This window comes from Nocardia sp. NPDC055321 (assembly GCF_053645575.1).
On the sequence record NZ_JBSHMS010000010.1, the window covers coordinates 301,344 to 321,731 of the forward strand.

Annotated in this window: 16 protein-coding genes; 8 read left to right on the plus strand and 8 right to left on the minus strand. The window is 70.2% G+C overall.

The window, feature by feature from the left end:
- Positions 1-2: 2 nt before the first annotated feature.
- Together ACWIGI_RS18685 and ACWIGI_RS18690 are read left to right on the plus strand one after the other, a co-directional pair.
- Entirely contained in the window at positions 3-1,169 is a 1,167-nt protein-coding gene (locus ACWIGI_RS18685; protein ID WP_454203639.1) for a VWA domain-containing protein, read from the plus strand.
- A gap of 94 nt (positions 1,170-1,263) precedes the next feature.
- Positions 1,264-2,835, plus strand: a complete 1,572-nt coding sequence (locus tag ACWIGI_RS18690; protein WP_454203640.1) for a protein kinase domain-containing protein — start codon at positions 1,264-1,266, stop codon at positions 2,833-2,835.
- A 112-nt stretch (positions 2,836-2,947) separates the two neighbouring features.
- Here the strand turns inward: ACWIGI_RS18690 and ACWIGI_RS18695 are convergent, their stop codons facing one another.
- The 4 genes from ACWIGI_RS18695 to ACWIGI_RS18710 form a co-directional block, all read right to left on the minus strand.
- On the minus strand, positions 2,948-5,473 hold the full coding sequence (locus tag ACWIGI_RS18695; protein WP_454203641.1) for an ABC transporter permease: 2,526 nt from the start codon (positions 5,471-5,473) through the stop codon (positions 2,948-2,950).
- A complete protein-coding gene (locus tag ACWIGI_RS18700; protein WP_454203643.1) occupies positions 5,473-6,246 on the minus strand; it encodes an ABC transporter ATP-binding protein in 774 nt (257 codons plus the stop codon). The genes ACWIGI_RS18695 and ACWIGI_RS18700 overlap by 1 nt, the downstream gene beginning before the upstream one ends.
- Positions 6,247-6,339: 93 nt before the next feature.
- Positions 6,340-7,902 carry a serine/threonine-protein kinase gene (locus ACWIGI_RS18705; protein WP_454203644.1) on the minus strand — a complete coding sequence of 521 codons (1,563 nt, stop codon included), beginning with the start codon at positions 7,900-7,902 and terminating at the stop codon, positions 6,340-6,342.
- Positions 7,903-8,092: 190 nt separating this feature from the next.
- Positions 8,093-9,919 (minus strand): protein kinase domain-containing protein, encoded by a 1,827-nt coding sequence (locus ACWIGI_RS18710; protein ID WP_454203645.1) that lies wholly within the window; start codon positions 9,917-9,919, stop codon positions 8,093-8,095.
- Positions 9,920-10,172: 253 nt separating this feature from the next.
- Between ACWIGI_RS18710 and ACWIGI_RS18715 the strand changes: the two genes are divergently transcribed.
- The 4 genes from ACWIGI_RS18715 (at position 10,173) to ACWIGI_RS18730 (ending at position 14,336) form a co-directional block, all read left to right on the plus strand.
- Positions 10,173-10,943, plus strand: coding sequence for a deoxyribonuclease IV (locus ACWIGI_RS18715; protein WP_454203646.1), 771 nt, complete (start codon positions 10,173-10,175; stop codon positions 10,941-10,943).
- 121 nt (positions 10,944-11,064) lie between these two features.
- Complete coding sequence (locus ACWIGI_RS18720; protein ID WP_454203647.1) at positions 11,065-12,000, plus strand: TauD/TfdA dioxygenase family protein; 936 nt, start codon at positions 11,065-11,067, stop codon at positions 11,998-12,000.
- A gap of 198 nt (positions 12,001-12,198) precedes the next feature.
- Positions 12,199-13,410 carry a CaiB/BaiF CoA transferase family protein gene (locus ACWIGI_RS18725; RefSeq protein WP_454203648.1) on the plus strand — a complete coding sequence of 404 codons (1,212 nt, stop codon included), beginning with the start codon at positions 12,199-12,201 and terminating at the stop codon, positions 13,408-13,410.
- On the plus strand, positions 13,410-14,336 hold the full coding sequence (locus ACWIGI_RS18730) for a hydroxymethylglutaryl-CoA lyase (RefSeq protein ID WP_454203649.1): 927 nt from the start codon (positions 13,410-13,412) through the stop codon (positions 14,334-14,336). Before ACWIGI_RS18725 ends, ACWIGI_RS18730 begins: the two co-directional genes overlap by 1 nt.
- 179 nt (positions 14,337-14,515) lie before the next feature.
- Here ACWIGI_RS18730 and ACWIGI_RS18735 read toward each other — a convergent pair whose 3' ends face one another.
- Positions 14,516-14,773, minus strand: coding sequence for a hypothetical protein (locus ACWIGI_RS18735; protein WP_354991197.1), 258 nt, complete (start codon positions 14,771-14,773; stop codon positions 14,516-14,518).
- A gap of 302 nt (positions 14,774-15,075) precedes the next feature.
- Here ACWIGI_RS18735 and ACWIGI_RS18740 point away from each other — a divergent pair, with 302 nt between their 5' ends.
- Entirely contained in the window at positions 15,076-15,624 is a 549-nt protein-coding gene (locus tag ACWIGI_RS18740; RefSeq protein ID WP_454203650.1) for a hypothetical protein, read from the plus strand.
- Between the two features lie 64 nt (positions 15,625-15,688).
- Here ACWIGI_RS18740 and ACWIGI_RS18745 read toward each other — a convergent pair whose 3' ends face one another.
- The 3 genes from ACWIGI_RS18745 to ACWIGI_RS18755 form a co-directional block, all read right to left on the minus strand.
- Positions 15,689-16,846, minus strand: a complete 1,158-nt coding sequence (locus ACWIGI_RS18745; protein WP_454203651.1) for a hypothetical protein — start codon at positions 16,844-16,846, stop codon at positions 15,689-15,691.
- A 195-nt stretch (positions 16,847-17,041) separates the two neighbouring features.
- Entirely contained in the window at positions 17,042-18,169 is a 1,128-nt protein-coding gene (locus tag ACWIGI_RS18750; protein ID WP_454203652.1) for an acyl-CoA dehydrogenase family protein, read from the minus strand.
- Between the two features lie 9 nt (positions 18,170-18,178).
- On the minus strand, positions 18,179-19,348 hold the full coding sequence (locus tag ACWIGI_RS18755; protein ID WP_454203653.1) for an acyl-CoA dehydrogenase family protein: 1,170 nt from the start codon (positions 19,346-19,348) through the stop codon (positions 18,179-18,181).
- A gap of 213 nt (positions 19,349-19,561) precedes the next feature.
- Between ACWIGI_RS18755 and ACWIGI_RS18760 the strand changes: the two genes are divergently transcribed.
- Complete coding sequence (locus ACWIGI_RS18760; protein WP_454203654.1) at positions 19,562-20,314, plus strand: hypothetical protein; 753 nt, start codon at positions 19,562-19,564, stop codon at positions 20,312-20,314.
- Positions 20,315-20,388 lie beyond the last annotated feature (74 nt).

The window sequence follows — 20,388 nt, forward strand, 5'->3', positions numbered from 1 at the left end:
TCATGACCGACGTGGACGAAGCGCAGGCCCGACGGTGGCGGCTGGTGCTCGGGGCGCCCGCCGAGGGCGGCGGCACGGGCGGGCTCGGCGCGGCCGAGGACCAGGCCATGGACCGGGCGCTGGGTGCGCTGTACGACGGGGGCGGGCAGGGCGGGAGCGGGCGGCGCTCGGGCGGGCTGGGCGGGTCCGCGCCGCAGGTCGCGCGGTGGCTCGGCGACATCCGGCGGTACTTCCCGTCGACGGTCGTCGAGGTCATGCAGCGCGACGCCGTGGACCGGCTGAACCTGACCGAACTGCTGCTGGAGCCGGAACTGCTCGAGGCGGTGGAACCGGATGTGCACCTGGTCGGCACACTGCTGAGCCTGAACCGGGTGATGCCCGAGACCACCAAGGCCACCGCGCGGACCGTGGTGGAGAAGGTGGTCCGCGAGATCGAGCGGCGGCTGGCCGCGCAGACCATCGCGGCCGTCGGCGGCGCGCTCAATCGCGCGGCCCGGGTCTCGCGGCCCAAACTCCGCGATATCGACTGGGATCGCACCATCCGCAAGAACCTGGCCAACTATCTGCCCGAGCACCGCACCGTGGTGCCCGAACGCCTGGTCGGCTACGGGCGCAAGGCGCAGGCGGTGAAACGCGACGTGGTGCTGGCCATCGACCAGTCCGGGTCGATGGCGTCGAGCGTGGTGTACGCCTCGGTGTTCGGCGCGGTGCTGGCGTCGATGCGCTCGCTGAAGACGTCGCTGGTGGTGTTCGACACCGCGGTCGTCGATCTCACCGACAAGCTGTCCGATCCGGTCGACGTCCTGTTCGGCACCCAACTCGGCGGCGGCACCGACATCAATCGCGCGATCGCCTACTCCCAGTCCCTCATCACCCGCCCCGCCGACAGCCTGTTCGTACTGATCTCCGATCTCTACGAGGGCGGCGTCCGCGCGGAGATGCTGCGCCGCATCCGCGCCATGACCGAGTCCGGCGTGCAGGTGGTGGTCCTGCTGGCCCTCTCGGACGAGGGCGCCCCCGCCTACGACCACGACAACGCCGCGGCCCTGTCCGCCCTCGGCGTCCCCGCCTTCGCCTGCACCCCCGACCGCTTCCCGGACCTCCTCGCCGTCGCCCTGGACCGCGGCGACGTCCAGTCCTGGGCCAACCAGAACGCCGGAAAGGCCTGACAGCGGCCGCGAACCCGCCCGGAGCGGAGCGGAGGGCAAATTGAGCACGGTAGGCTCCTGGGCGGATCTATCTCGTGGAAACGGGGGCTCGGCATTGCGCTCTGGTGATGTGTTCGCCGGTTACGTCATCGAACGCGAGCTCGGTCGCGGCGGTATGGGAGCGGTATATCTGGCCCAGCATCCGCGGCTGCCGCGGAAGACGGCGTTGAAACTGCTCAATCAGGAGATGTTCACCGACACCGAGATTCGTGCCCGGTTCGTCCGGGAAGCGGACCTGGTGGCGCAGTTGGACCATCCGAATATCGTCACGGTCTACGACCGCGGCACCGAGGGCGAACAGCTGTGGATATCCATGCAGTTCGTCGACGGGGTGAACGCGGCCGCGGTCAAGGCCGGGAACCTGCCGCCCATGCGGGCCGTGCAGATCATCACCGAGACCGCCAAGGCGCTGGACTACGCGCACGGGCGCGGCGTCCTGCATCGCGATGTGAAGCCCGCCAACATCCTGCTGGCCCGGGCCTCGGCCAAGTCGGGTTCCGGCGGGGAGCGGGTGTATCTCACCGACTTCGGCATCGCCCGGCTGCGCGACGACACCGGTCATCTCACCCAGACCGGCACCGTGACCGCGACCCTGGCCTACGCCTCGCCCGAACAGCTCACCGGCGCGACCCTGGACGGCCGCTCGGACCAGTACGCGCTGGCCTGCACCCTGTTCCAATTGCTCACCGGCGCGGTGCCGTTCGAGGGCACCAGCCCCGCGGCGGTGATCCGCGGGCACCTGCAGCAACCGCCGCCCCCGGCCAGCCCGCTGCGCCCCGAGCTACCCCGCGCCATCGACGGCGTCCTGGCCCGCGCGCTGGCCAAGCGCCCGCAGGACCGCTTCCGCTCCTGCACCGAATTCGCCGCGGCCATCGAACGCGTGCTCACCGCTCCGCGCACGCCCCCGCGCCCGCCGACCCCGGTGCGGCCGCAGCCGATCGTCAACCCGGCGCCGCCGCGGCAGCCGACCCCGGCGCATCCGCAGCCCGTCATCAAGCCGGCCACCCCCGCCACCCCGCGGCCGCAGCCGCCCGGCCCACAGCCCGGCCCCAATCCGCGGCCCGCGTTCCCGAATCAGCCGCCCCCGTCGACCCCGGCGTACCCCAAGCAGTCCGGCTCCGGTTCGGCCTACCCGGTCCCCAATTCCGGTGCGGCGTACCCGAATCAGCAGTCGGGACCGGCCTTCCCGCAGCAGTCGGGCGGCTCGTCCCCGGCGTACCCGAACCAGTCCGCGACCCCCGGCCCGGCGTATCCGAGCCAGTCCGGGTCCGCGCCCGCGTTCCCCCAGCAACAACAGCCGCCGCCGATCGCGACGCCGTCGTATCAGAACCCGGCGAACAAGGGTTTCGTACACCAGGCCCCGGTGCCGGCCTATGGCCAGTCCGGCCAGCCGCGCAATCCGTCGCAGCAGATGTACCGGCAACCGCCGCAGCAGAGTTCGAGTCCGATCGGCTGGATCATCGGCGGCATCGTGGTGGTCCTGATCATCGTGATCGTGGCGATCGCGATCATCGCGAACAGCGGCAAGTCGAGTTCGCTCGGCCCGGTCGCCCCGGAGTCGAGCCTCGCGCTCGCCGCGGGCGATCTCGTGCCCGGCCCGTACGCCGGAGAGCTGTTCCGGCCCTAGGCGTCGGGAATCGGGCGGTCGCGGCTCCGAGTCACCCGGCAGCACGAACGGCTCCGGCCGGTCACCGTGGTGACCGGCCGGAGCGCCTGTACCGCAATCCCTTCCGCGCGACCTAGACGTCGGCGATGGCGGCCAGCGGCGGCGTCCGCGCCGCCCGGACCGCGGGCCACAGCGCCGCGAGCACGCCGACGAACCCGGATCCGACGAGCATCAGCACCAGCTGCCCCCACGGCACCGCGATCTGCGCGAGGCCGAGATCCCGCAGCGTGCGCAGGAATCCGACGCCGAGCCCGAGGCCGAGCACCACGCCGACCACCGCGCCGAAGATGGCGATGAGCATGGACTCCAGATAGATGGTGCGCCGCACCTGCGGGCGTTGCATGCCCACCGCGCGCAGCATGCCGATCTCCCGGCGGCGTTCGACCACCGACAGCGCGAGGGTGTTCACGATGCCGAGGATGGCGATCACCACCGCCAGCGCCAGCAGGCCGTACAGGATGGCGAGCATGGTGTTGATCTGCTTGCCCTGCGCGCCCTTGAAGTCCTCGCGGTCCTGAACCTGCACCACCACATAGGGTTCCATGGCCTTCTCCAGGTCGGTGCGCATGGTGGCGAGGTTCGCACCGGGTTCCGCGGTCATCAGGACGATGAAGTTGTTGCGGAAGTTCACCGGCATGACCTGGTTGTACAGCGACGTCGAGGCCACCAGCGGCCCGAGCAGCTGGGTGTCCTTGTACACGCCGCTGACGGTGACCGGATACTTCTTGAAATCCAGGCTGGTCAGCTCGACCTTCTCGCCGACCTTCCAGCCGTGCTCGCCCGCAACGGTTTCCGACACCAGGATGTCGTTGTCGCCCAGCGTCCGGGTGCCCGAGAGCAGGTCGTAACTGAGCACGTTGTCCAGCGGTCCCTCGGCGACGGTGCCGAACACCTGCTCGTCGCCGACCTTGACGGCCATCACGTGGAAGGCCACGACGTCCTTGATCCCCGGCACGGATTTCACCGCGTCGCCGGCGGGCAGCGGCACGCCGATGATGCCCCCGGGCGGGCCGGCCAGGATGTAGTCCGCCTTCACGCCCTTGTCCACGAGGTCGGTGATGCTCGCCTTGGCCGAGGCCCCGAGCATGCCGATGGCCGAGACCAGCATGAGTCCGAGGGTGAGCGCGAAGGCCGTCGCGGCCGTGCGCCGGGGGTTGCGGCGGGCGTTGTTCCGCGCCATCTGCCCGACCGGGCCGAAGGGCCGCACCAGTATGCCGAGCGCACCGACCACCGGGCGCGAGAGCGCGGGCGAGGCCAGCAGCACGGCAAAGATCAGGGCGAGCGCGCCGACGCCGACGGTCGCTGCGGCGTTGCCGCCGGTGCGCTGGGCGCCGATCACCACCAGGGCCACACCGGCGACGGCGAGCACCGCGCCGACGATGGACCGCATGCGCAACGAGCCGTCGTGCGAACTGAATTCCGCGCGCATGGCCTCCACCGGCGGAATCGTGGCGGCGCGGCGGGCGGGCGCGTAGGCGCTGACCACGGTCACCAGCACGCCGACCAGCACGCCGACCACGATGGTGCGCGGCTGCACCGACATCGAGCCGGTCGGCAGACCGAGATCGAAGGCGTTGAGCATGGCCGAGAGCCCGAAGGCGAGCCCGACGCCGGCCGCGAGACCCAGTGCGCTGCCGATGATTCCGATGATCAGCGCCTCGCCGACCACCGAGCGGCCCACCTGCCCGCGGCTCGCGCCGACGGCGCGCAGCAGCGCGAGTTCGCGCAGGCGCTGTGCCACCAGCATCGAGAAGGTGTTGTAGATGATGAAGGTGCCGACGATGAGCGCGATGGAGCCGAAGGCCAGCAGGAAGTAGTTGATGAACTTGAGCGCGTCCCCGACCTCCTTCTTCATGTCCTCGCGGACCTGATCGCCGTTCTGCACCTTGTAGTTCGGCATGGTCTTGGCGATCTCGTCGCGCAGATCGTTCGCCGCCACACCGGGTTTCGCGGCGATGTCCACGAAGGCGACGTGCTGACCGTCGGTGAAGAGCTCGCGCGCCTGGGCGTCGTCGAAGAGCAGATTGATGAAACCGCCGGTGTTGGAGGGCAGGTCGTAGATGCCGCTCACGGTGACGTCGATGTTGCCCTTCGAGGGAATCAGCACCGTTGTCCGATCACCCACCTGCAGGCCGGCGCGATCGGCGCCGCCCTCGTTGATGGCGATCTCACCGGCCTTGCTCGGCGGCACGCCGCGTAGGAACTTGTCCGGCTCGGCGATCGCCTTGTCCGGCGGCAGATACGAGTTGCCGAAGGTGGGCGCGCCGCCGGTCTGCACCGCCTTGCCGTCCTGCAGCAGGACGACCGGGCCGTTCACGCTGGGCGCGACCGAGCGCACACCGGACATGGCGGCGATCTTGTCGACGTCCTCGTTCGGAATGCCCAGGGACTGGCGCTCCTTCGGCGCGACGCGAACGTCGACGCCCTTGGCCTGATTGGCGAAGATGTCGTCGAAGCTGCCCTGCAGGGTATCGGTGAAGACGAACGAGCCCGCGATGAAGGCGGTTCCGAGAACCACCGACAGCAGGGTCAGCACCAGTCGCACCTTGTGCGCGGCGAGATTGCGCAAGGCGACCTTGCGCATGGGACTTCCGGACATCAGACGGTCTCCAGCGACTTCATCTTGTCGAGCACGGAATCGGCGGTGGGCGAGCGCAATTCGTCGACGATATGACCGTCGGCGAGGAAGACCACGCGATCGGCGTAGGAGGCCGCGCGCGGATCGTGCGTCACGATTACCACGGTCTGACGGAATTCGTCGACCGCGGCGCGCAGGATGGAGAGCACTTCCCCGGACGAGCGGGAGTCGAGGTTACCGGTCGGCTCGTCGCCGAAGATGATGTCCGGCTGCCCCGCGAGCGCCCGGGCGCAGGCCACGCGCTGCTGCTGGCCGCCGGAGAGTTCGCTGGGCCGGTGGTTGAGGCGATCGGTCAGACCGAGCCGCTCGACCACGCTGGTGAGCCACTTCTCGTCGGCCTTGCGGCCGGCGATGTCCAGCGGCAGGGTGATGTTCTCCAGTGCCGTCAGGGTGGGAACCAGGTTGAACGCCTGGAAGACGAAGCCGATGCGGTCGCGGCGCAACTGGGTCATCTGCTTGTCCGAGAGCTGGGTGAGGTCGGTGTCGCCGATGTGAACCGATCCGCCGGTGGCGGCGTCCAATCCGGCCAGGCAGTGCATGAGGGTCGATTTGCCGGAACCCGAGGGTCCCATGATCGCGGTGAACTCCCCTTTCGCGAAGTCGGCGGTCACCCCGTCCAGCGCACGCACCTGGGTGTCGCCTGATCCGTAGAACTTTGTCAGTTCGGTCGCCCGGGCGGCGACCTCGGTCGCGCCCTTGTCGAGGGTGACGGAGTCCGAGACGTTCGAAGTCATGGTGTCCAGTGTGTCGGCCTTCGCTGAGCCGCGCCATCCGGGATACCCCCTAGACCCGCAACCTCATGGACTCCTCACAAATCGGGCGTGAACTCAGGGTATGGGGGCAATACTGCCCTCGGGAGACGGCGCGTCGGAGGTCGTTTCGTACGTCGGTTCCCATACGGTTGTGGGCTCGGCAGGCGCTTCGTACTCGGTGGTCGGCACGACCGTGGTCGGCGTGGTCGTGGTGCCGAACGGCAGATAGCGGTTCGCCACGGCCACACAACCACCCGCCAGGAGCAGCACCGCCACCGTGAGCACCACGACCCACAGCAGACAGCCGCGCAGGCGGGACTTGCGGCGCTTCCGGACCGGTTGCCTGCCCCAGCCGGGACCGGGACGGGCTCCGGGCAGCCGCGGTGCCGGAGCGGCCGGAGCGGGAGTTCGATTGCCCGGCAACGACGTTCCGGCGGCGGAGGCGCCGAACTTGCGGGTCGCGGGACGCGGCGCCGGGGCGGGCGCGGGCGGACGGGCGACGCCGGCGGTGAAGTTCGTGGGCGGGGCGGCGCTGGGACGGGCCGGCACGGGCTGCGACGGCACGCTGATCACCCCGCGCGGCGGCGGGGTCGCCTGTGCGGGTGCGTATCCGGGAGCGGGCGTCCCCTGGAAGCCGGCCGGCCGGGCCAGACCGCCGGACCCGTTGCCCGCGTGGCCACCGGGTCCGTTCCCGGCGTAGCCGCCGGCCCCGTTACCCGCGGCGCCGCGGCCGGGAACGCCGTTGCTCGCGTGCGCGCCGCCCCGGGCACCGCCGGGCGCCGCGCCCGCGTATCCGTTGCCCGGGTGCCCGCCCGTCAGGGCGCGCTGCGCGGCGGTGGCGAGCTCGACGCACGAATCGAACCGTTCCGCGGGACTTTTCGCCATGGCGCGGGCCAGGACCGCGTCCAGCGCGGGCGGCAGACCGGGCCGCACGGCGCTCACCCGGGGCGGCGGGGTGTTCAGGTGCCCCTGCATGATCGCCACCGGATGCTCGGCGCTGAAGGGCACGTCGCCGGTCAGCAGCCGGAACAGCGTGCAGGCCAGCGAGTACTGGTCGCAACGGTGATCGAGGTCGCCGCCGATCAGCTGTTCGGGAGCCGCGTAGGCCAGGGTCGCGGTGAACGAGCCGGTCTGGGTGAGCCGGGCCGCGGAATCGTCGCGCAGGCGCGCGATGCCGAAGTCCGCCAGGAAGACCCGGTCCTCGCCGTCATCGTGTTCCAGCAGGATGTTGGCGGGCTTCACGTCGCGGTGCAGCACGCCCTTGCGATGCGCGTAGTCCAGCGCCTGGGCGGTGGCCGCGATGATCCGGACGGCCTGGGCCGGAGCCAGTTTCGCCGAATCCAGGGTGGAGGCGTCGGGGCCGTCGATGTAGCGCATGGAGATCCACAGCTGATCGCCGTCGCTGCCGCGGTCGTAGATCGGCACGATGTGCGGATGCTCGAGCCGGGCCACCAGATCGGCCTCCCGCTCGAAGCGGGCGCGAGTCTCGGTATCGCCGAACAGATCCCGGTTCAGCAGCTTGAGCGCCGTCCGGCGCGGCAGCCGCGGATGCTGGGCCAGGTACACCGCGCCCATTCCGCCCCGGCCGAGTTCGCGCTCGATCAGGTAACCGGCGAACCTCTCCCCGCTGCGCAGCACGCCGACCCTTTCGCTCGATTACGAACGGGACCCTAACGCGCGCGCGGCGGGCCCGACAACCTCCCCGCTCCAGGCCGTGGCTCAGGCAACAGACCGGGACGGGTGTGCCGAATTCGCGCCCGGAGCCGCGTCGGCACGGCGGCGATCCGGCTCCGGACCGGCCGAATACCGGCCGATCCGTGCACCCGGATCAGTTCAGCGGCGCCGAGCGCCACCAGGTGAGCACCTCGTCGATGGTGCCGACCACGCCGTCGGTGTACATCAGGAACACCGCGCGCTCGTTGTCGCCGGTGAAGGCGGTGACCATGCGCGGGCGATCCTGATCGGTGAACTGGTAGTTCGTGTAGGTCTTGCCGCCGTTGGCGTCGGAGGACTTGGTGTCCGGGGACAGCGCGTTCACCACGGCCTGCGCCTTGGCCGGGGAGCTGTAGACGTAGAACCGGTAGAACGGATCCTTGTTCTCGCCGCCGCCGAAGCAGCGCCACTGCACCGAGTAGTCGCCGAAATCGGGCTCGCCGTCGGACTTGTCCGGCGGGCTGGACGGATCGGCCACCCAGCAGTCCGCACCGTTGTAGCCGATGTCGCCGCTCTCGGACGCGGGCACCATGCGCGGGAACTTCGCGGCGATCGCCGAGGCGTCACCGGGCGAGCCCGCCGAGGTGGTGGTCGGTTTCGCCGAGGGCGTGGTCTTGCCCGTGGGGTTCGACTTCGCGGTGGTGGACACCCCCGAAGCCGTTGTCAGGCCGCGGTTCTCCTCGTCGCTGCCGCCGCCGAGCGCCACACCGACCACGACCGCGCCGATGACCAGCACGAGCGCGCCGACGATGGCGCCGATGATCACTCCGGCGTTGGACTTCTTCGGCGGCGGCCCACCCGGGCGCTGACCGCCGATCGGGCCGCCCATGGTCGGCGGGCCCGGCGGAACTCCCCCGCCGGTGTTGGCGAAGTTGTAGGCCGGGGCGGTGTACTGGTTCGTCGGCTGCGGGGCGCCGGTGTAGGTGTTGGCCACCGGCTGCGGCTGCGGCGTGTGGCCCATGGTCTGGAAGTGGTTCGGCCCCGAGGTGGTCGGGCTCGGACCGCCGGTCATGGGATTGACCATCGGGCCGGCGCCGCCGGTGTGCGGCTGCACCGGCATCGGCGGCGCGGTGCGGTTGCCCACCAGCGGCATGGCCGGCGCGCTCGGCGCGGACAGCGCCCGGCGCGCGGCCGCGGCGAAGTCGCTGCAGGTGGCGAACCGCTCCTCCGCGCGCTTGGCCATGGCCTTGTTCAGCACCATGTCCAGCGCCGGCGGCAGCCCCGGGCGGGCGCTGCTCAGCGGCGGCGGCGGATTCTGCAGGTGCCCCTGGATGACGGCGGCCGGATTGGTGGCCGAGAACGGGCCGGACCCGGTGAGCAGCCAGAACAGGGTGCAGGCCAGCGAGTACTGGTCGGAGCGCCCGTCCAGCGCCGAACCGGTGAGCTGTTCGGGCGAGGCGTAGGCCAGGGTGGCGGTGAAAGTGCCGGTCTGGGTGAGGTTCTGGCCGTGGTCGTCGCGCAGGCGGGCGATGCCGAAGTCGGTGAGGTAGACGCGTTCGCCCTTGCCGCCGGTGGACCGCGCGAGCAGGATGTTGGCCGGCTTCACGTCGCGGTGCAGCACCTCGTTGCGGTGCGCGTAGTCCAGCGCGTCGCCCATCTCGGCGATGATCTGCACGGCGCGTTCGGGCGGCAGGGTCAGCGCGTTCACGCTCGCGGCGTCGACACCGTCGATGTACTGCATCGAGATCCACAGCTGGCCGTCTTCCAGCCCGCGGTCGTACACGGTGACGATGTTGTGGTGGTCCAGCTGCGCGACCAGGTCCGCCTCCCGCTCGAAGCGGGCGCGAACCTCCTTGTCGAAGACCATCTCCCGGTTCAGCAACTTGAGCGCGGTCATGCGCGGCAGGCGCGGGTGCTTGGCCAGGTAGACCGAACCCATTCCCCCGCGACCCAACTGCCGCTCGATCACATAACCGGCGAAAACGTCGCCGTTGGACAGCATGACCAGCTCTCACTTCCCACGTCGTGCGCCGGGACCCACCAGCGCGCGGCGTACCGCAAACGATCGGCATGATCGCACTCGGGCCGATCCGGAAAACACCGAAACCATAGCAGGACGGCGATGAATCACCCCGTCGATCCGGGCTCGGCAACACAGTCCTTACCGAACTATCTCCGCCCGCAGCGAAAGCGCAACAACCGTGACCGCCGTCTCGTCGCGGAGGCTGTCGGACGCTAGCGATAGCCTGTATCGCATGCGCATAGGAGCACACGTTCGGACCGAGGGCGACCCCATCGCGTTCGGGGTCAAGCTGGGCGCCGACGTCATCCAGATGTTCGTGGTGGATCCGCAGAGCTGGGACAAACCCCAGCCGCATCCCCTGGCCGCGGAGATCAAGGCCAGCCCGATCGAGGTGGTGGTGCACTCCAGCTACCAGATCAACGTGGCCAGCCTGAACAACCGCCTGCGCATGCCCTCCCGCAACGCGGTGGCGGCCCAGGCGAAGGCCGCGGCCGAGCTCGGCGCCTTCGGCCTGGTCGTGCACGGCGGGCACGTGCGCAAGGACGAGGAGATGCTCGAGGGGATCCTGAACTGGCGCAAACTCTTCGAACGCCAGCAGGACAAGGGCGGCTTCGCCGTGCCCATCCTGATCGAGAACACCGCGGGCGGAAACCACGCCATGGCACGGCATTTCGACGACATCGCCCGGCTGTGGGACGCCGTCGGCGACTTCGGCGCCGGTTTCTGCCTGGACACCTGCCACGCCTGGGCCGGCGGCGAGGAACTGCTGGGCGTGGTGGACAGGATCAAGGCCATCACCGGCCGGATCGACCTGGTGCACCTGAACTCCTCGCGCGACGCGTTCGACTCCGGCGCGGACAGGCACGCGAATCTGTCCGAGGGCACCATCGACCCGCAGCTGCTGGTGGAGGTGTGCCGGGCGGTGGACGCGCCGATCGTGCTGGAGACCCCGGCCGAGGGCGTCGCCGAGGATCTGGCCTACCTGCGGGAGCAGGTGGGCTGAGTCGGCCGGGGGCCGCTTCCGGCCCGGGCCGCTCTTTCGATCCGGCTGCGCCTAATCCTGTTTCCCGCGGGGCCTCGATGGTGTGCTCGTACGCAGCATCCGATCGAGCGAAAGGCCCTGTATGTCCGTCGATTACGCCACCGCCACCGCCACCGTGGTGAAGCTCGGCAGCAAGATAGGCGCTCGCATCGACGGCGTGCGCCTGGGCGCCGATCTGCCGCCCGAGACCGTCGAGCTCATCCAGTCGGCGCTGGCCGAGCACAAGGTCATCTTCTTCCGCGGCCAGGAACATCTGACCGAGGACGGCCAGTACGAGTTCGCCGAACTGCTCGGCTCCCCCACCACGCCGCACCCGACCGTCACCTCCAAGGGCGTCAAGTCCCTGCCCATCGACTCCGAGTACGGCCGGGCCAACAGCTGGCACACCGATGTCAGCTTCGTGGACCGGATCCCGAAGGCGTCCATCCTGCGCGCGGTGCACCTGCCCTCCTACGGCGGTTCGACCACCTGGGCCTCCACCGTCGCCGCCTACGAGGCGCTGCCCGCACCGCTCAAGGTGCTGGTGGAGAACCTGCGCGCCCGGCACACCAACGTGTACGACTACGCCGCCGACCGCAGCGACACCGCCGCGGCCAACGAGCACGGTAAGGCGTACCGCGCGGAGTTCGAGTCGAACTACTACGAGACCGAGCACCCGGTCGTGCGCGTGCACCCGGTCACCGGCGAGCGCGCCCTGCTGCTGGGGCACTTCGTGAAGAATTTCGTCGGCCTGTCCGCCGCCGAGTCCCAGGCGCTGTTCCAGCTGCTGCAGAACCGGGTCATCAAGCTGGAGAACACCACCCGCTGGAACTGGCAGCTCGGCGACGTCGCGATCTGGGACAACCGCGCCACCCAGCACTACGCGATCGACGACTACGACGGCGAGCCCCGCCGCCTGACCCGCATCACCCTCGCGGGCGACGTCCCGGTCGACGTGCACGGCGAGCCCAGCACCATCATCAGCGGCAACGCCGAGCACTACTCCATCATCGAACAGGTCGCCCCGCGCGCGGCCTGAGCGAGCCGGCCCCGAGTGTGATGTTCTTGCGCACAGCACAATCGGAGCGGGAGGAAGGCCGGTGCGACGGCCCCAACCAGCCGTCGCCCCGGCCTTTCGTCTGTCCGGAACCGCTCCCGCGCACGACCCCTCGGGCGGCGCATCGGGCGGCGGCGGACCGGAGGTCGCGCCGCGGCGGGCGACTATAGAGTTGCCCGCATGGAGATTCGGCCGCTCGACGGCGTGCGGGTTCTGGAGCTGGGCAACTACGTCGCCGCGCCGACGGCGGGGCGTATCCTCGGCGATTTCGGGGCCGAGGTCATCAAGGTGGAGCGGCCCAAAACCGGTGATGAGCTGCGCAATTGGCGGCTCTACGGCGGTGACACCTCCATGCTGTACCGGACGGTGAACCGGAACAAGAAGTCCATCACCCTGGACCTGCGCACCGAGGCGGGGCGGGCGATCGTGCTCGGGCTTATCGAGAAGTGCGACGTACTGCTCGAGAACTTCCGGCCCGGCATGCTGGAGAAGTGGGGCCTGGGGCCCGAGGTGCTCGACGCCGCCAACCCGAATCTGGTCATCACCCGCATCTCGGCGTACGGGCAGACCGGGCCGCTGGCCCAGCGGCCGGGCTTCGCCGCGGTCGCCGAGGCGGTCGGCGGGCTGCGCGAACTAGTCGGCGATCCGGACCGGCCGCCGGTGCGAGTGGGCGTGTCCATCGGCGACTCCATCGCCGGCATCTACGCCGCCTTCGGCACGGTGATGGCGCTGTTCCAGCGCGAGCGCGTGACCGAGTCGGTGCCGCTGGCCCAGCGCGTCATCGACGTGGCACTGAACGAATCCATCCTGTCGGTGATGGAGTCGCTGGTGCCGGACTACCTCGCGTACGGCATCAACCGGGAGCGGGTCGGCGGGCGCATGGAGGGCATCGCGCCCAGCAACGCCTACCCGTGCAGCGACGGCAACAGCATCATCATCGGCGGGAACGGCGACGCCATTTTCCAGCGCTACATGCAGGTCATCGAGCGGCCCGATCTGGCGGCCGATCCGGAATTGCAGGACAACGCGGGCCGCTGGCGCAATCGCGATCGGCTCGACGCCTCGATCGCGGAATGGACGCGCACCCGCACCCCGGCGCAGGCGCTCGAAGTCCTCGAGGCCGCCGCCATTCCGTGCGGACCCATCTATACCGCCGCCGATATCGTGGCCGACGAACAATACCGGGCGCGCAATATGATTCAGGACTTCGCGGTGGACGTGGGTGAGCCCGAACCCAAGCGGGTGGGCTTCACCGGCATCGTGCCGGTCATCGGCGAGCAGTCGTTGCCCATTCGCAACGTCGGACCCGACCTGGGTGCGCACACCCGCGAAGTCCTCGCGGGACTATTGGGCATGTCCGACAGCGAGATCGACGCCCTGGAGGAACAGTGATGGAAGCGATCCTGCGCGATGTGACCCTGCGCGACGGGCTGCAGCTCACCGGCAAGGTGCTGCCGACCGAACGCAAGGCCGAGATCGTGCGCCGGCTGCTGGCGCTGGGTGTCCCGGAATTGGAGATCGGGTCCATGGCGCGCCCGGATCTGGTGCCGCCCATGGCCAATACGCTCGAGCTCGTCGCCGCGCTCACGCCCGAGGAATTGAGCCGCTGCTGGGTCTGGGTGGCCACGCCGCGGCACGTGGAAAAGGCCGCGGCCGCGGGCGTGCGGAATTTCCAGTACTGCTTCTCGGTCTCGGACGCGCACAACAAAGCCAATATCGGGCGCACCACCGAGGACAGTCTGGCCGCCATGCCGGACGCGGTCGCGATCGCCCGCGAGGCGGGCGGGCGCATTCAGCTGTGCCTGGCAACGGCTTTCACCTGCCCGTTCGACGGCCCGGTCGATCCGCGGCGGGTGCTGGCCATCGCCGGGGATCAGCGCGCGGCCGGATCGGCGGACATCGTGATCGCGGACACCCTGGGCCAGGCGCATCCGGCGCAGGTCTCGGCGCTGATCGCGGCGGTGGCCGCGCCGGGCCGCTGGGGTACGGCCAACCGCCGCATCGTGTTCCACGGCCATGACACCTGGGGCATGGGCGTGGCGAATTCGCTGGCGGCCATCGCCGCCGGGGCCGCCGTGGTGGACGGGTCGCTCGGCGGCCTCGGCGGCTGCCCGTTCGCGCCGGGCGCCTCCGGCAACACCGCCAGCGAGGATCTGCTCTTCGCGACGCGTCCGGAATGGTTCACGCCCGAGTCGCTCGCGGAGCTCGTGCCGATATCCGAACAGTTGCTGGCTGAACTCGGCGAGCCGAATCGTTCCCGCACGGCGGAGGGCAGTCGCTCGAAAGCGGCGGCATTCGAATGGGTTGTTCGCGGTTAGCGCCAATGACGGCAAAGACTCGAGCGGCAGCGAATGGAGCCGAGAATTGGTAGCTAATAATTAGCTGAATTCATTCAGCTATTCGATGCGCGGCCGATCGCGGATTCATTTCGCGAGTTTTTCTCGACGGGCGGGAAGGGACTCGATCGACTCCGGGTCCGTGTGCCGCCCGGGGAGAGTCAGTTGCCGTCGGTGGGCGCGTTGTCCGCGCGTAGTTTGAGCAGGACCAGTCCTGCGGTGCAGGCCAGTATCAGGCCCGCGACGGTGATTTCCACATGTAGGCCCGCTATCCCGAGGATCGCGCCGACCACTCCGCCCAGGAAGAAGAGCCAGGCGGCGGCGCGGGCCAGGATCGCCGACGGTCTCGACGGTCTGTCGACCGCCGGTTCCCCGGGCCGCGCGTTGGCGCGCAGCGGGGATGTCGAGAATGCACCCATCATCCACTCCTAGATGACGCCCACCGGTTCGGCGAATCTTCGGCGCGTCTCTCGGCTAATTTCGGGCGTCTCACGTGTAACTTTGGACACACATTACGGCTCGGCAACGAAATGTCCAGGCGACACGTGCGTGCAACACGCGGAGTTTATTAATCCGATATCTGAATCATTGCTGTTTGAGATATTGTCGTAGCCTTCCGGAACAGTGCCGTAGTCGAACAAATCGGACCAAGCACCCGCCTGGCCCCGAGTCATCACCTCCGTTATGGTGAGCCCACTCGAGACAATCAGGAGTGCCACGAATGGACGGCAGCAACGCCCGCGCGGACGAGCGCGGCGACACCACACCGCGGAGGCCGCTCCCCCGGCCCGTGGTCGGTGCCGCCGCCGCGGTCGGCGCGGTATCGCTGGGTCTGGTGGTTCTCGGCGCCTGCGGCCTCGGCCGGCAGGACGTCTACGTGCCGCCCCCGGCGTTGAACGCGGATCTGCAAGCCGCACCGGCGAATTCGACGTCGAGCGGCAGCACCACCCCCGGGATCCTCATCCCGCCCTCGCCGACCTGGCGGGTCGCCTCGGATCAGCCGCCGCGGCGCACGCTGCCGCCCTCGGTCACCATCGACCCCGACGACCCGGACTACCCGGGCAACCGGACGACCACGACCACCCGCACCACGCGGCCGACCACCCCGCGCACCACCACCTCGCGGCCGCCGCGCACGACCACCGAACGCCCGGTCACGACCGAGCGCCCGGTGACCACCGAACGGCCGGTGACCACCACCGAGGACACCACCGTCGCGCCCACCACGACCACCGAACGGCCCACCGCCACCGACGATTCGGAGGAGTGAGGGCGGCCGCCCGGGCGTGCGCGGGCGGCCGGCCACGGGTTGTCGGCGGGCCGGAACGGCCGGACTACCAGTCGCCGTCGGTGACGGGTTTGCCCTTCGCATCTCCCAGGTGATGCACCTGACCGGGTGTGGGGTCCTGCCACGGTTCGTGATCCGCGCCCAGCCAGTCGCCCACCGGCACGACGTTGGACAGGTCCGGGGCGGGCGGCAGATCCGAGCCGTCCGAGTCGTAGTAGTCGAACCACGGCAGGCCCGCCTCGGTGTACGCCTGCCGGTTCACCGGTGAGGGCGGCGGCGCTTCTCCGGTGATGCGCTGCCAGTCCGGCGGGGTCACCAGGTGTACGAAGACACGGCCGGAAGGCGTTGCCGCCCAGGCCGCGAGCCTCCGGTCGTCGGCGTAGATCTCCTGGTGCATGGTGCCGCCGACGCCCAGTCCCATGGCCTTGGCGGATTTGCCAGCGGCCGCGCGCGGGAGGGGCGCTCCGGGCGCTGCGGGCGGGGGCAGCGGGGCCGAGGACGGGTGCGGCGCCGCGCCGTACACCGGGGCCTGGGCGGACGGCGCGGGCGGCGGGCCACCGGCCACGGGCATGCCGCCCCAGGGCGGCGGCTCCTTGGCGCCGTAGCCGCCGTCGAACGGGCTTCCGAGCGTCACCGGACCGTCACCGCGGCTCACCTCCCGCGCCCGCTGGGCCTTGCGCCACTGCGCCAACTCGATCTCGTTCAATCCGAAGTGCTGCAACTGGATTCCGCCCCACACCTCCTCCCCCGTGACCTGGCCCTCCACCGTCGCGCCCAAACCCAGTGGGACGGCGACGAATTGGCGGATGGTGCCGGCACCGGAGTTGATGCCGTCCAGCCAGGGCTGGCGGGGTAGCACCACGTAGTTCTGCGGATCGCGGCCGAGCCGGTCGCTCCAGGGCTTGCCCGAAACCGCGCACACCTTGCCCACCCCGACCTGCAGCGCCGCCGGTTCGCGCGCGGAGAACGAGAGCCACATGGCCTCGCGCAGGTACATGGGCAGCATGACGCCGCCGCGCTTCGCCCACTCGTCGGGCACCGTGTCCGCGTAATCCGCGACCCGCCGCACCGGGAAATCCCCGATACCCGGCGGCAACGCGTGCGTTCCCGTCTCCGGCAGCCGCAGCGTGCGAATGAATCGCACCCGTACGTCCCCCGCCAGCACCAGCGTATTCCCGTCCAGCCGAACAGTTTCCTCTCCCATGACCGCACCCTACGCGCGGTCTCGCACCCGCCCCCACCCGATTTCACCGAACGCGGAAACGACACGCGCCCCGGCCCAGGTCGGGCGGCGCGCGCGGGTCGTCATACACGGAACCCCGTGCCCCGCAACGGCCGAACGTCCCGGAAACGCGCGCGCCCCGCTCCGATCCGGAGCGGGGCACGTGGGAGAGGCGTGTCAGAACTCGACGAGGGTGTAATCGCCGACGTGGCCGGCCAGGTGGTTGAGGTGGTCCAGGTCGGTGCCCAGGGTGCGGGCGATGGCGGTCAGGCGGGCCACGTAGTGGCTCACCGGATACTCGGTGGTGATGCCGATGCCGCCGTGCATCTGGATCGCCTCCTGGCCGATGTGCCGGGCCGAACGCCCTACCTGCAGGCGGGCGCGGGCGGCGACGGTCGGATCGGTCACCTCGTCCACCAGGGCTGCCGTGGCGTACAGGCTCATACTGCGCGCCAACTCCAGGGAGACGTACATTTCGGCGGCGCGCTGGCTCAGGGTCTGGAACTTCGACAGCGTGACGCCGAACTGCTTGCGGGTCTTGAGGTATTCGGTCGTCAGGCGCAGCGACTCCTCCATCGCGCCCAGCGACTCCGCGCACAGCGCGGCCTGCGCCTGGGCGGTCACCGCGGCCAGCGCGGCCGCGGTGTCGGCGTTGTCGCCGAGCAGCTCACCCGGGGTCGCGGTGAACTCGAGCTGCGCGCCCCGGCGCTCGTCGAAGGTGCGGAAGGGCTTGCGCACCACGCCGGTCGCGTCGGCCGCGACCAGGAACAGCCCCGGCCCGCCGCCGGGCAGTTCGGCGCTGACCACGAACTCGTCGGCGCAATCCCCGTGCGGCACCGGGTTCTTCACCCCGGTCAGCACGTACCCGTCACCCTGCGGCACCGCGATCGTGGCGAGTTCCGCGGCGGGCCAGCGGGTTCCGGGCTCGTCGTGGGCGAACGCGAGCAGCTTCTCCCCCGCGATCACCTCGGGCAGCACGCGCTGCCGCTGCGCCTCGGTGCCCGCGGCGGCGATCAGGCCGCCGGGGACCAGGACCGCGTCCAGGATCGGCTCGGGCGCCAGGCGGCGGCCGACCTCCTCCAGCACGACCATGGTCTCCACCGGCCCGGCGCCGACGCCGCCGTCCTCCTCGCCGAAAGCCAGTCCCAGCACGCCGAGTTCGGCGAGCTGGTTCCAGACCTGGCGATTCCAGCCGAGTTCGGCGTCGGTGACCTTCAGGCGGGTCTCGGGGTCGTAGGCGCGGGCGAGCAGATCGCGGACCGTGTCGCGCAGCATGACCTGTTCATCGGTGAGTTCGAAATCCATGGCGGCAGCTCACAATCCGAGGATGGTGGAGGCGATGATGGTGCGCTGCACCTCGCTGGAACCTCCGTAGATGGTTGTCTTGCGGTAGTTCAGGTAGCCGGGGCCGGTGCGCTGCGCCCACGCGGGCGAAGCGATGTCATCGGCCTGCACCGGCAGCGCGTCCGGTCCCGCGATGTCCAGCAGCAGCTCGGTGGCGGCCTGCTGCAGCTCCGAACCCCGCAGCTTGAGCACCGAGGACGCCGGATTCGGCTTGCCGTCGGTGGTATTGGACACCACCCGCATCAGCGTCAGTTCCAGCGCCAGCAGCTCGTTCTCCAGCGCCGCGATCCGAGCCGCGAACACCGGATCCTCGAGCAGCGTGCCGCGCCCCGACCTGGTCTGGGCCGCATACTCTTTCGCCACCGCCAGCTTGACCTTCGTGCGGCCGACGCCGGTGATGCCGGTGCGCTCGTTGCCGAGCAGGAACTTGGCGTAGGTCCAGCCCATGTTCTCCTCGCCGACCAGCTGATCGGCGGGCACCCGGACGTTCTCGAAGAAGACCTCGTTGACCTCGTGGCCGCCGTCGATCAGCTTGATCGGGCGAATGGTCACGCCCGGCGACTTCACGTCGAACAGCAGCATGGAGATGCCGGCCTGCTTCTTCGCCGCCGGATCGGTGCGGACCAGGCAGAAGATCCAATCCGCGTACTGCGCCAGCGTGGTCCAGATCTTCTGGCCGTTGACGATGTAGTCGTCGCCGTCGCGGACCGCGGTGGTGCGCAGCGAGGCCAGGTCCGAACCGGCGTCCGGCTCGGAGAAGCCCTGGCACCACCAGATGTCCAGGTTCGCGGTCGGCGGCAGGAAGCGCTGTTTGAGCTCCTCGGAGCCGAACTGCGCGATGACGGGGCCGATCATCTGGGCGTTGAAGGTCAGCGGCTCGATGACCGAGGCCAGCTGCATCTCGTCTTCCCAGATGTGGCGCTGCATGGGCGTCCAGTCGCGGCCGCCCCAGGCCACCGGCCACTTGGGGACCGCGTAGCCGTGCTCGTTGAGGATTCGATGCGTGGTGACGATGTCGTCCTTGGAGAGCTCGCGACCGTACTTCACGCGTTCGCGAATCTCCGCCGGGACCTTGGTCCGGTAGAACTCGCGCAGTTCGTCCCGGAATTTCACCTCATCTGGTGACAGGGCAAGTTTCATCGCTTCTCCCAGCGTCGCTGTCGTATCAAGGTCAAACCTACCCCCCGGTAATACTCGGCGTGTCGGCTGGATCACACCCGGCTACCGCCTGGGCGGACGCGATCGCGGGGCAGCTGGTACGTTGCCGGGGAGATCCGGTGCGCCGGTGCCGCTTCCGAAGCGCAGAGCCGCCGATCGCCCCACCGGTATCCCGAGTTCGCAGGAGAAGTACGAGTGAACGGCAGAACTCTTCCCGGGCGCGCCGCCTCGGTCACCGCCCTCGCCGCCGCGGCGATCCTGTGCGCGGGCGGCACGGCCGCCGCCGACGCGGAGAAGTCCCCGGTCGAGCAGGCCATCGAGCAGCTCACGACCGCTGCGGGCGACAACGCCGAGGCGCAGGCCGCAGTAACCACGGTGAGCAAGGGCGCCCAGCTGGTCGCGGCCGCCAAGCTCGGCGACATCGGCTTCCGGCCCTTCGGATACACCGCCCCCACCATCGGCTGCGGACACAACCTGCCCTTCACCATGACCGCCGCCTCGGCCACCCCCGGCATGGTCGACGGCCCCGAACTGGGCCTGGCCGGCCCGCCCGGCACCCTGCGCTTCCAGGCCACCCCCGCGCATTCGGGCATGCCGCTGGCCTCGGGCCTCAGTGTCGCCTGGCTCAACGTCGGCAACGGCCGCAGCGGCATCAGCCCACTCGCCGACCTGACCGAGTACAACCTCCCGGCCCTGGCGACCACGGTCGACTCCGGCCCCGGCACCGTCGTGGCCTCGCTCTGGGGCACGATCGACTACCCGGCCGCCCGGTGCGTGGTGCTGCCGACCGTCGGCCTGTTCACCGTGGCCGAACTCCCGAAGGTCGACGGCGAGCCCGCCACCACGGGTTCGGGCGGCTCCAGCGACAGCGGCTCGAGCGGCTCCGGCGACGCGCCGGCCCCGGCGGACGCGGCGCCCGCGGCTCCGGCCGCCCCGCCCGCGAGCTAGCCGCCCGGCCGCGCCGGGCTCGAACGAGCCTGCGGCACAGCCACTGTCGTGCCCGGACCGCACAGGTCCGGGCC

Excerpts from the sequence above, each read along its gene's own strand:
- ACWIGI_RS18685 (WP_454203639.1), top strand. The coding sequence starts at position 3 with ATGACCGACGTGGACGAAGCGCAGGCCCGACGGTGGCGGCTGGTGCTC.
- ACWIGI_RS18695 (WP_454203641.1), bottom strand. The coding sequence starts at position 5,473 with ATGTCCGGAAGTCCCATGCGCAAGGTCGCCTTGCGCAATCTCGCCGCG.
- ACWIGI_RS18700 (WP_454203643.1), bottom strand. The coding sequence starts at position 6,246 with ATGACTTCGAACGTCTCGGACTCCGTCACCCTCGACAAGGGCGCGACC.
- ACWIGI_RS18710 (WP_454203645.1), bottom strand. The coding sequence starts at position 9,919 with ATGCTGTCCAACGGCGACGTTTTCGCCGGTTATGTGATCGAGCGGCAG.
- ACWIGI_RS18715 (WP_454203646.1), top strand. The coding sequence starts at position 10,173 with ATGCGCATAGGAGCACACGTTCGGACCGAGGGCGACCCCATCGCGTTC.
- ACWIGI_RS18720 (WP_454203647.1), top strand. The coding sequence starts at position 11,065 with ATGTCCGTCGATTACGCCACCGCCACCGCCACCGTGGTGAAGCTCGGC.
- ACWIGI_RS18725 (WP_454203648.1), top strand. The coding sequence starts at position 12,199 with ATGGAGATTCGGCCGCTCGACGGCGTGCGGGTTCTGGAGCTGGGCAAC.
- ACWIGI_RS18730 (WP_454203649.1), top strand. The coding sequence starts at position 13,410 with ATGGAAGCGATCCTGCGCGATGTGACCCTGCGCGACGGGCTGCAGCTC.
- ACWIGI_RS18735 (WP_354991197.1), bottom strand. The coding sequence starts at position 14,773 with ATGGGTGCATTCTCGACATCCCCGCTGCGCGCCAACGCGCGGCCCGGG.
- ACWIGI_RS18740 (WP_454203650.1), top strand. The coding sequence starts at position 15,076 with ATGGACGGCAGCAACGCCCGCGCGGACGAGCGCGGCGACACCACACCG.
- ACWIGI_RS18745 (WP_454203651.1), bottom strand. The coding sequence starts at position 16,846 with ATGGGAGAGGAAACTGTTCGGCTGGACGGGAATACGCTGGTGCTGGCG.
- ACWIGI_RS18750 (WP_454203652.1), bottom strand. The coding sequence starts at position 18,169 with ATGGATTTCGAACTCACCGATGAACAGGTCATGCTGCGCGACACGGTC.
- ACWIGI_RS18755 (WP_454203653.1), bottom strand. The coding sequence starts at position 19,348 with ATGAAACTTGCCCTGTCACCAGATGAGGTGAAATTCCGGGACGAACTG.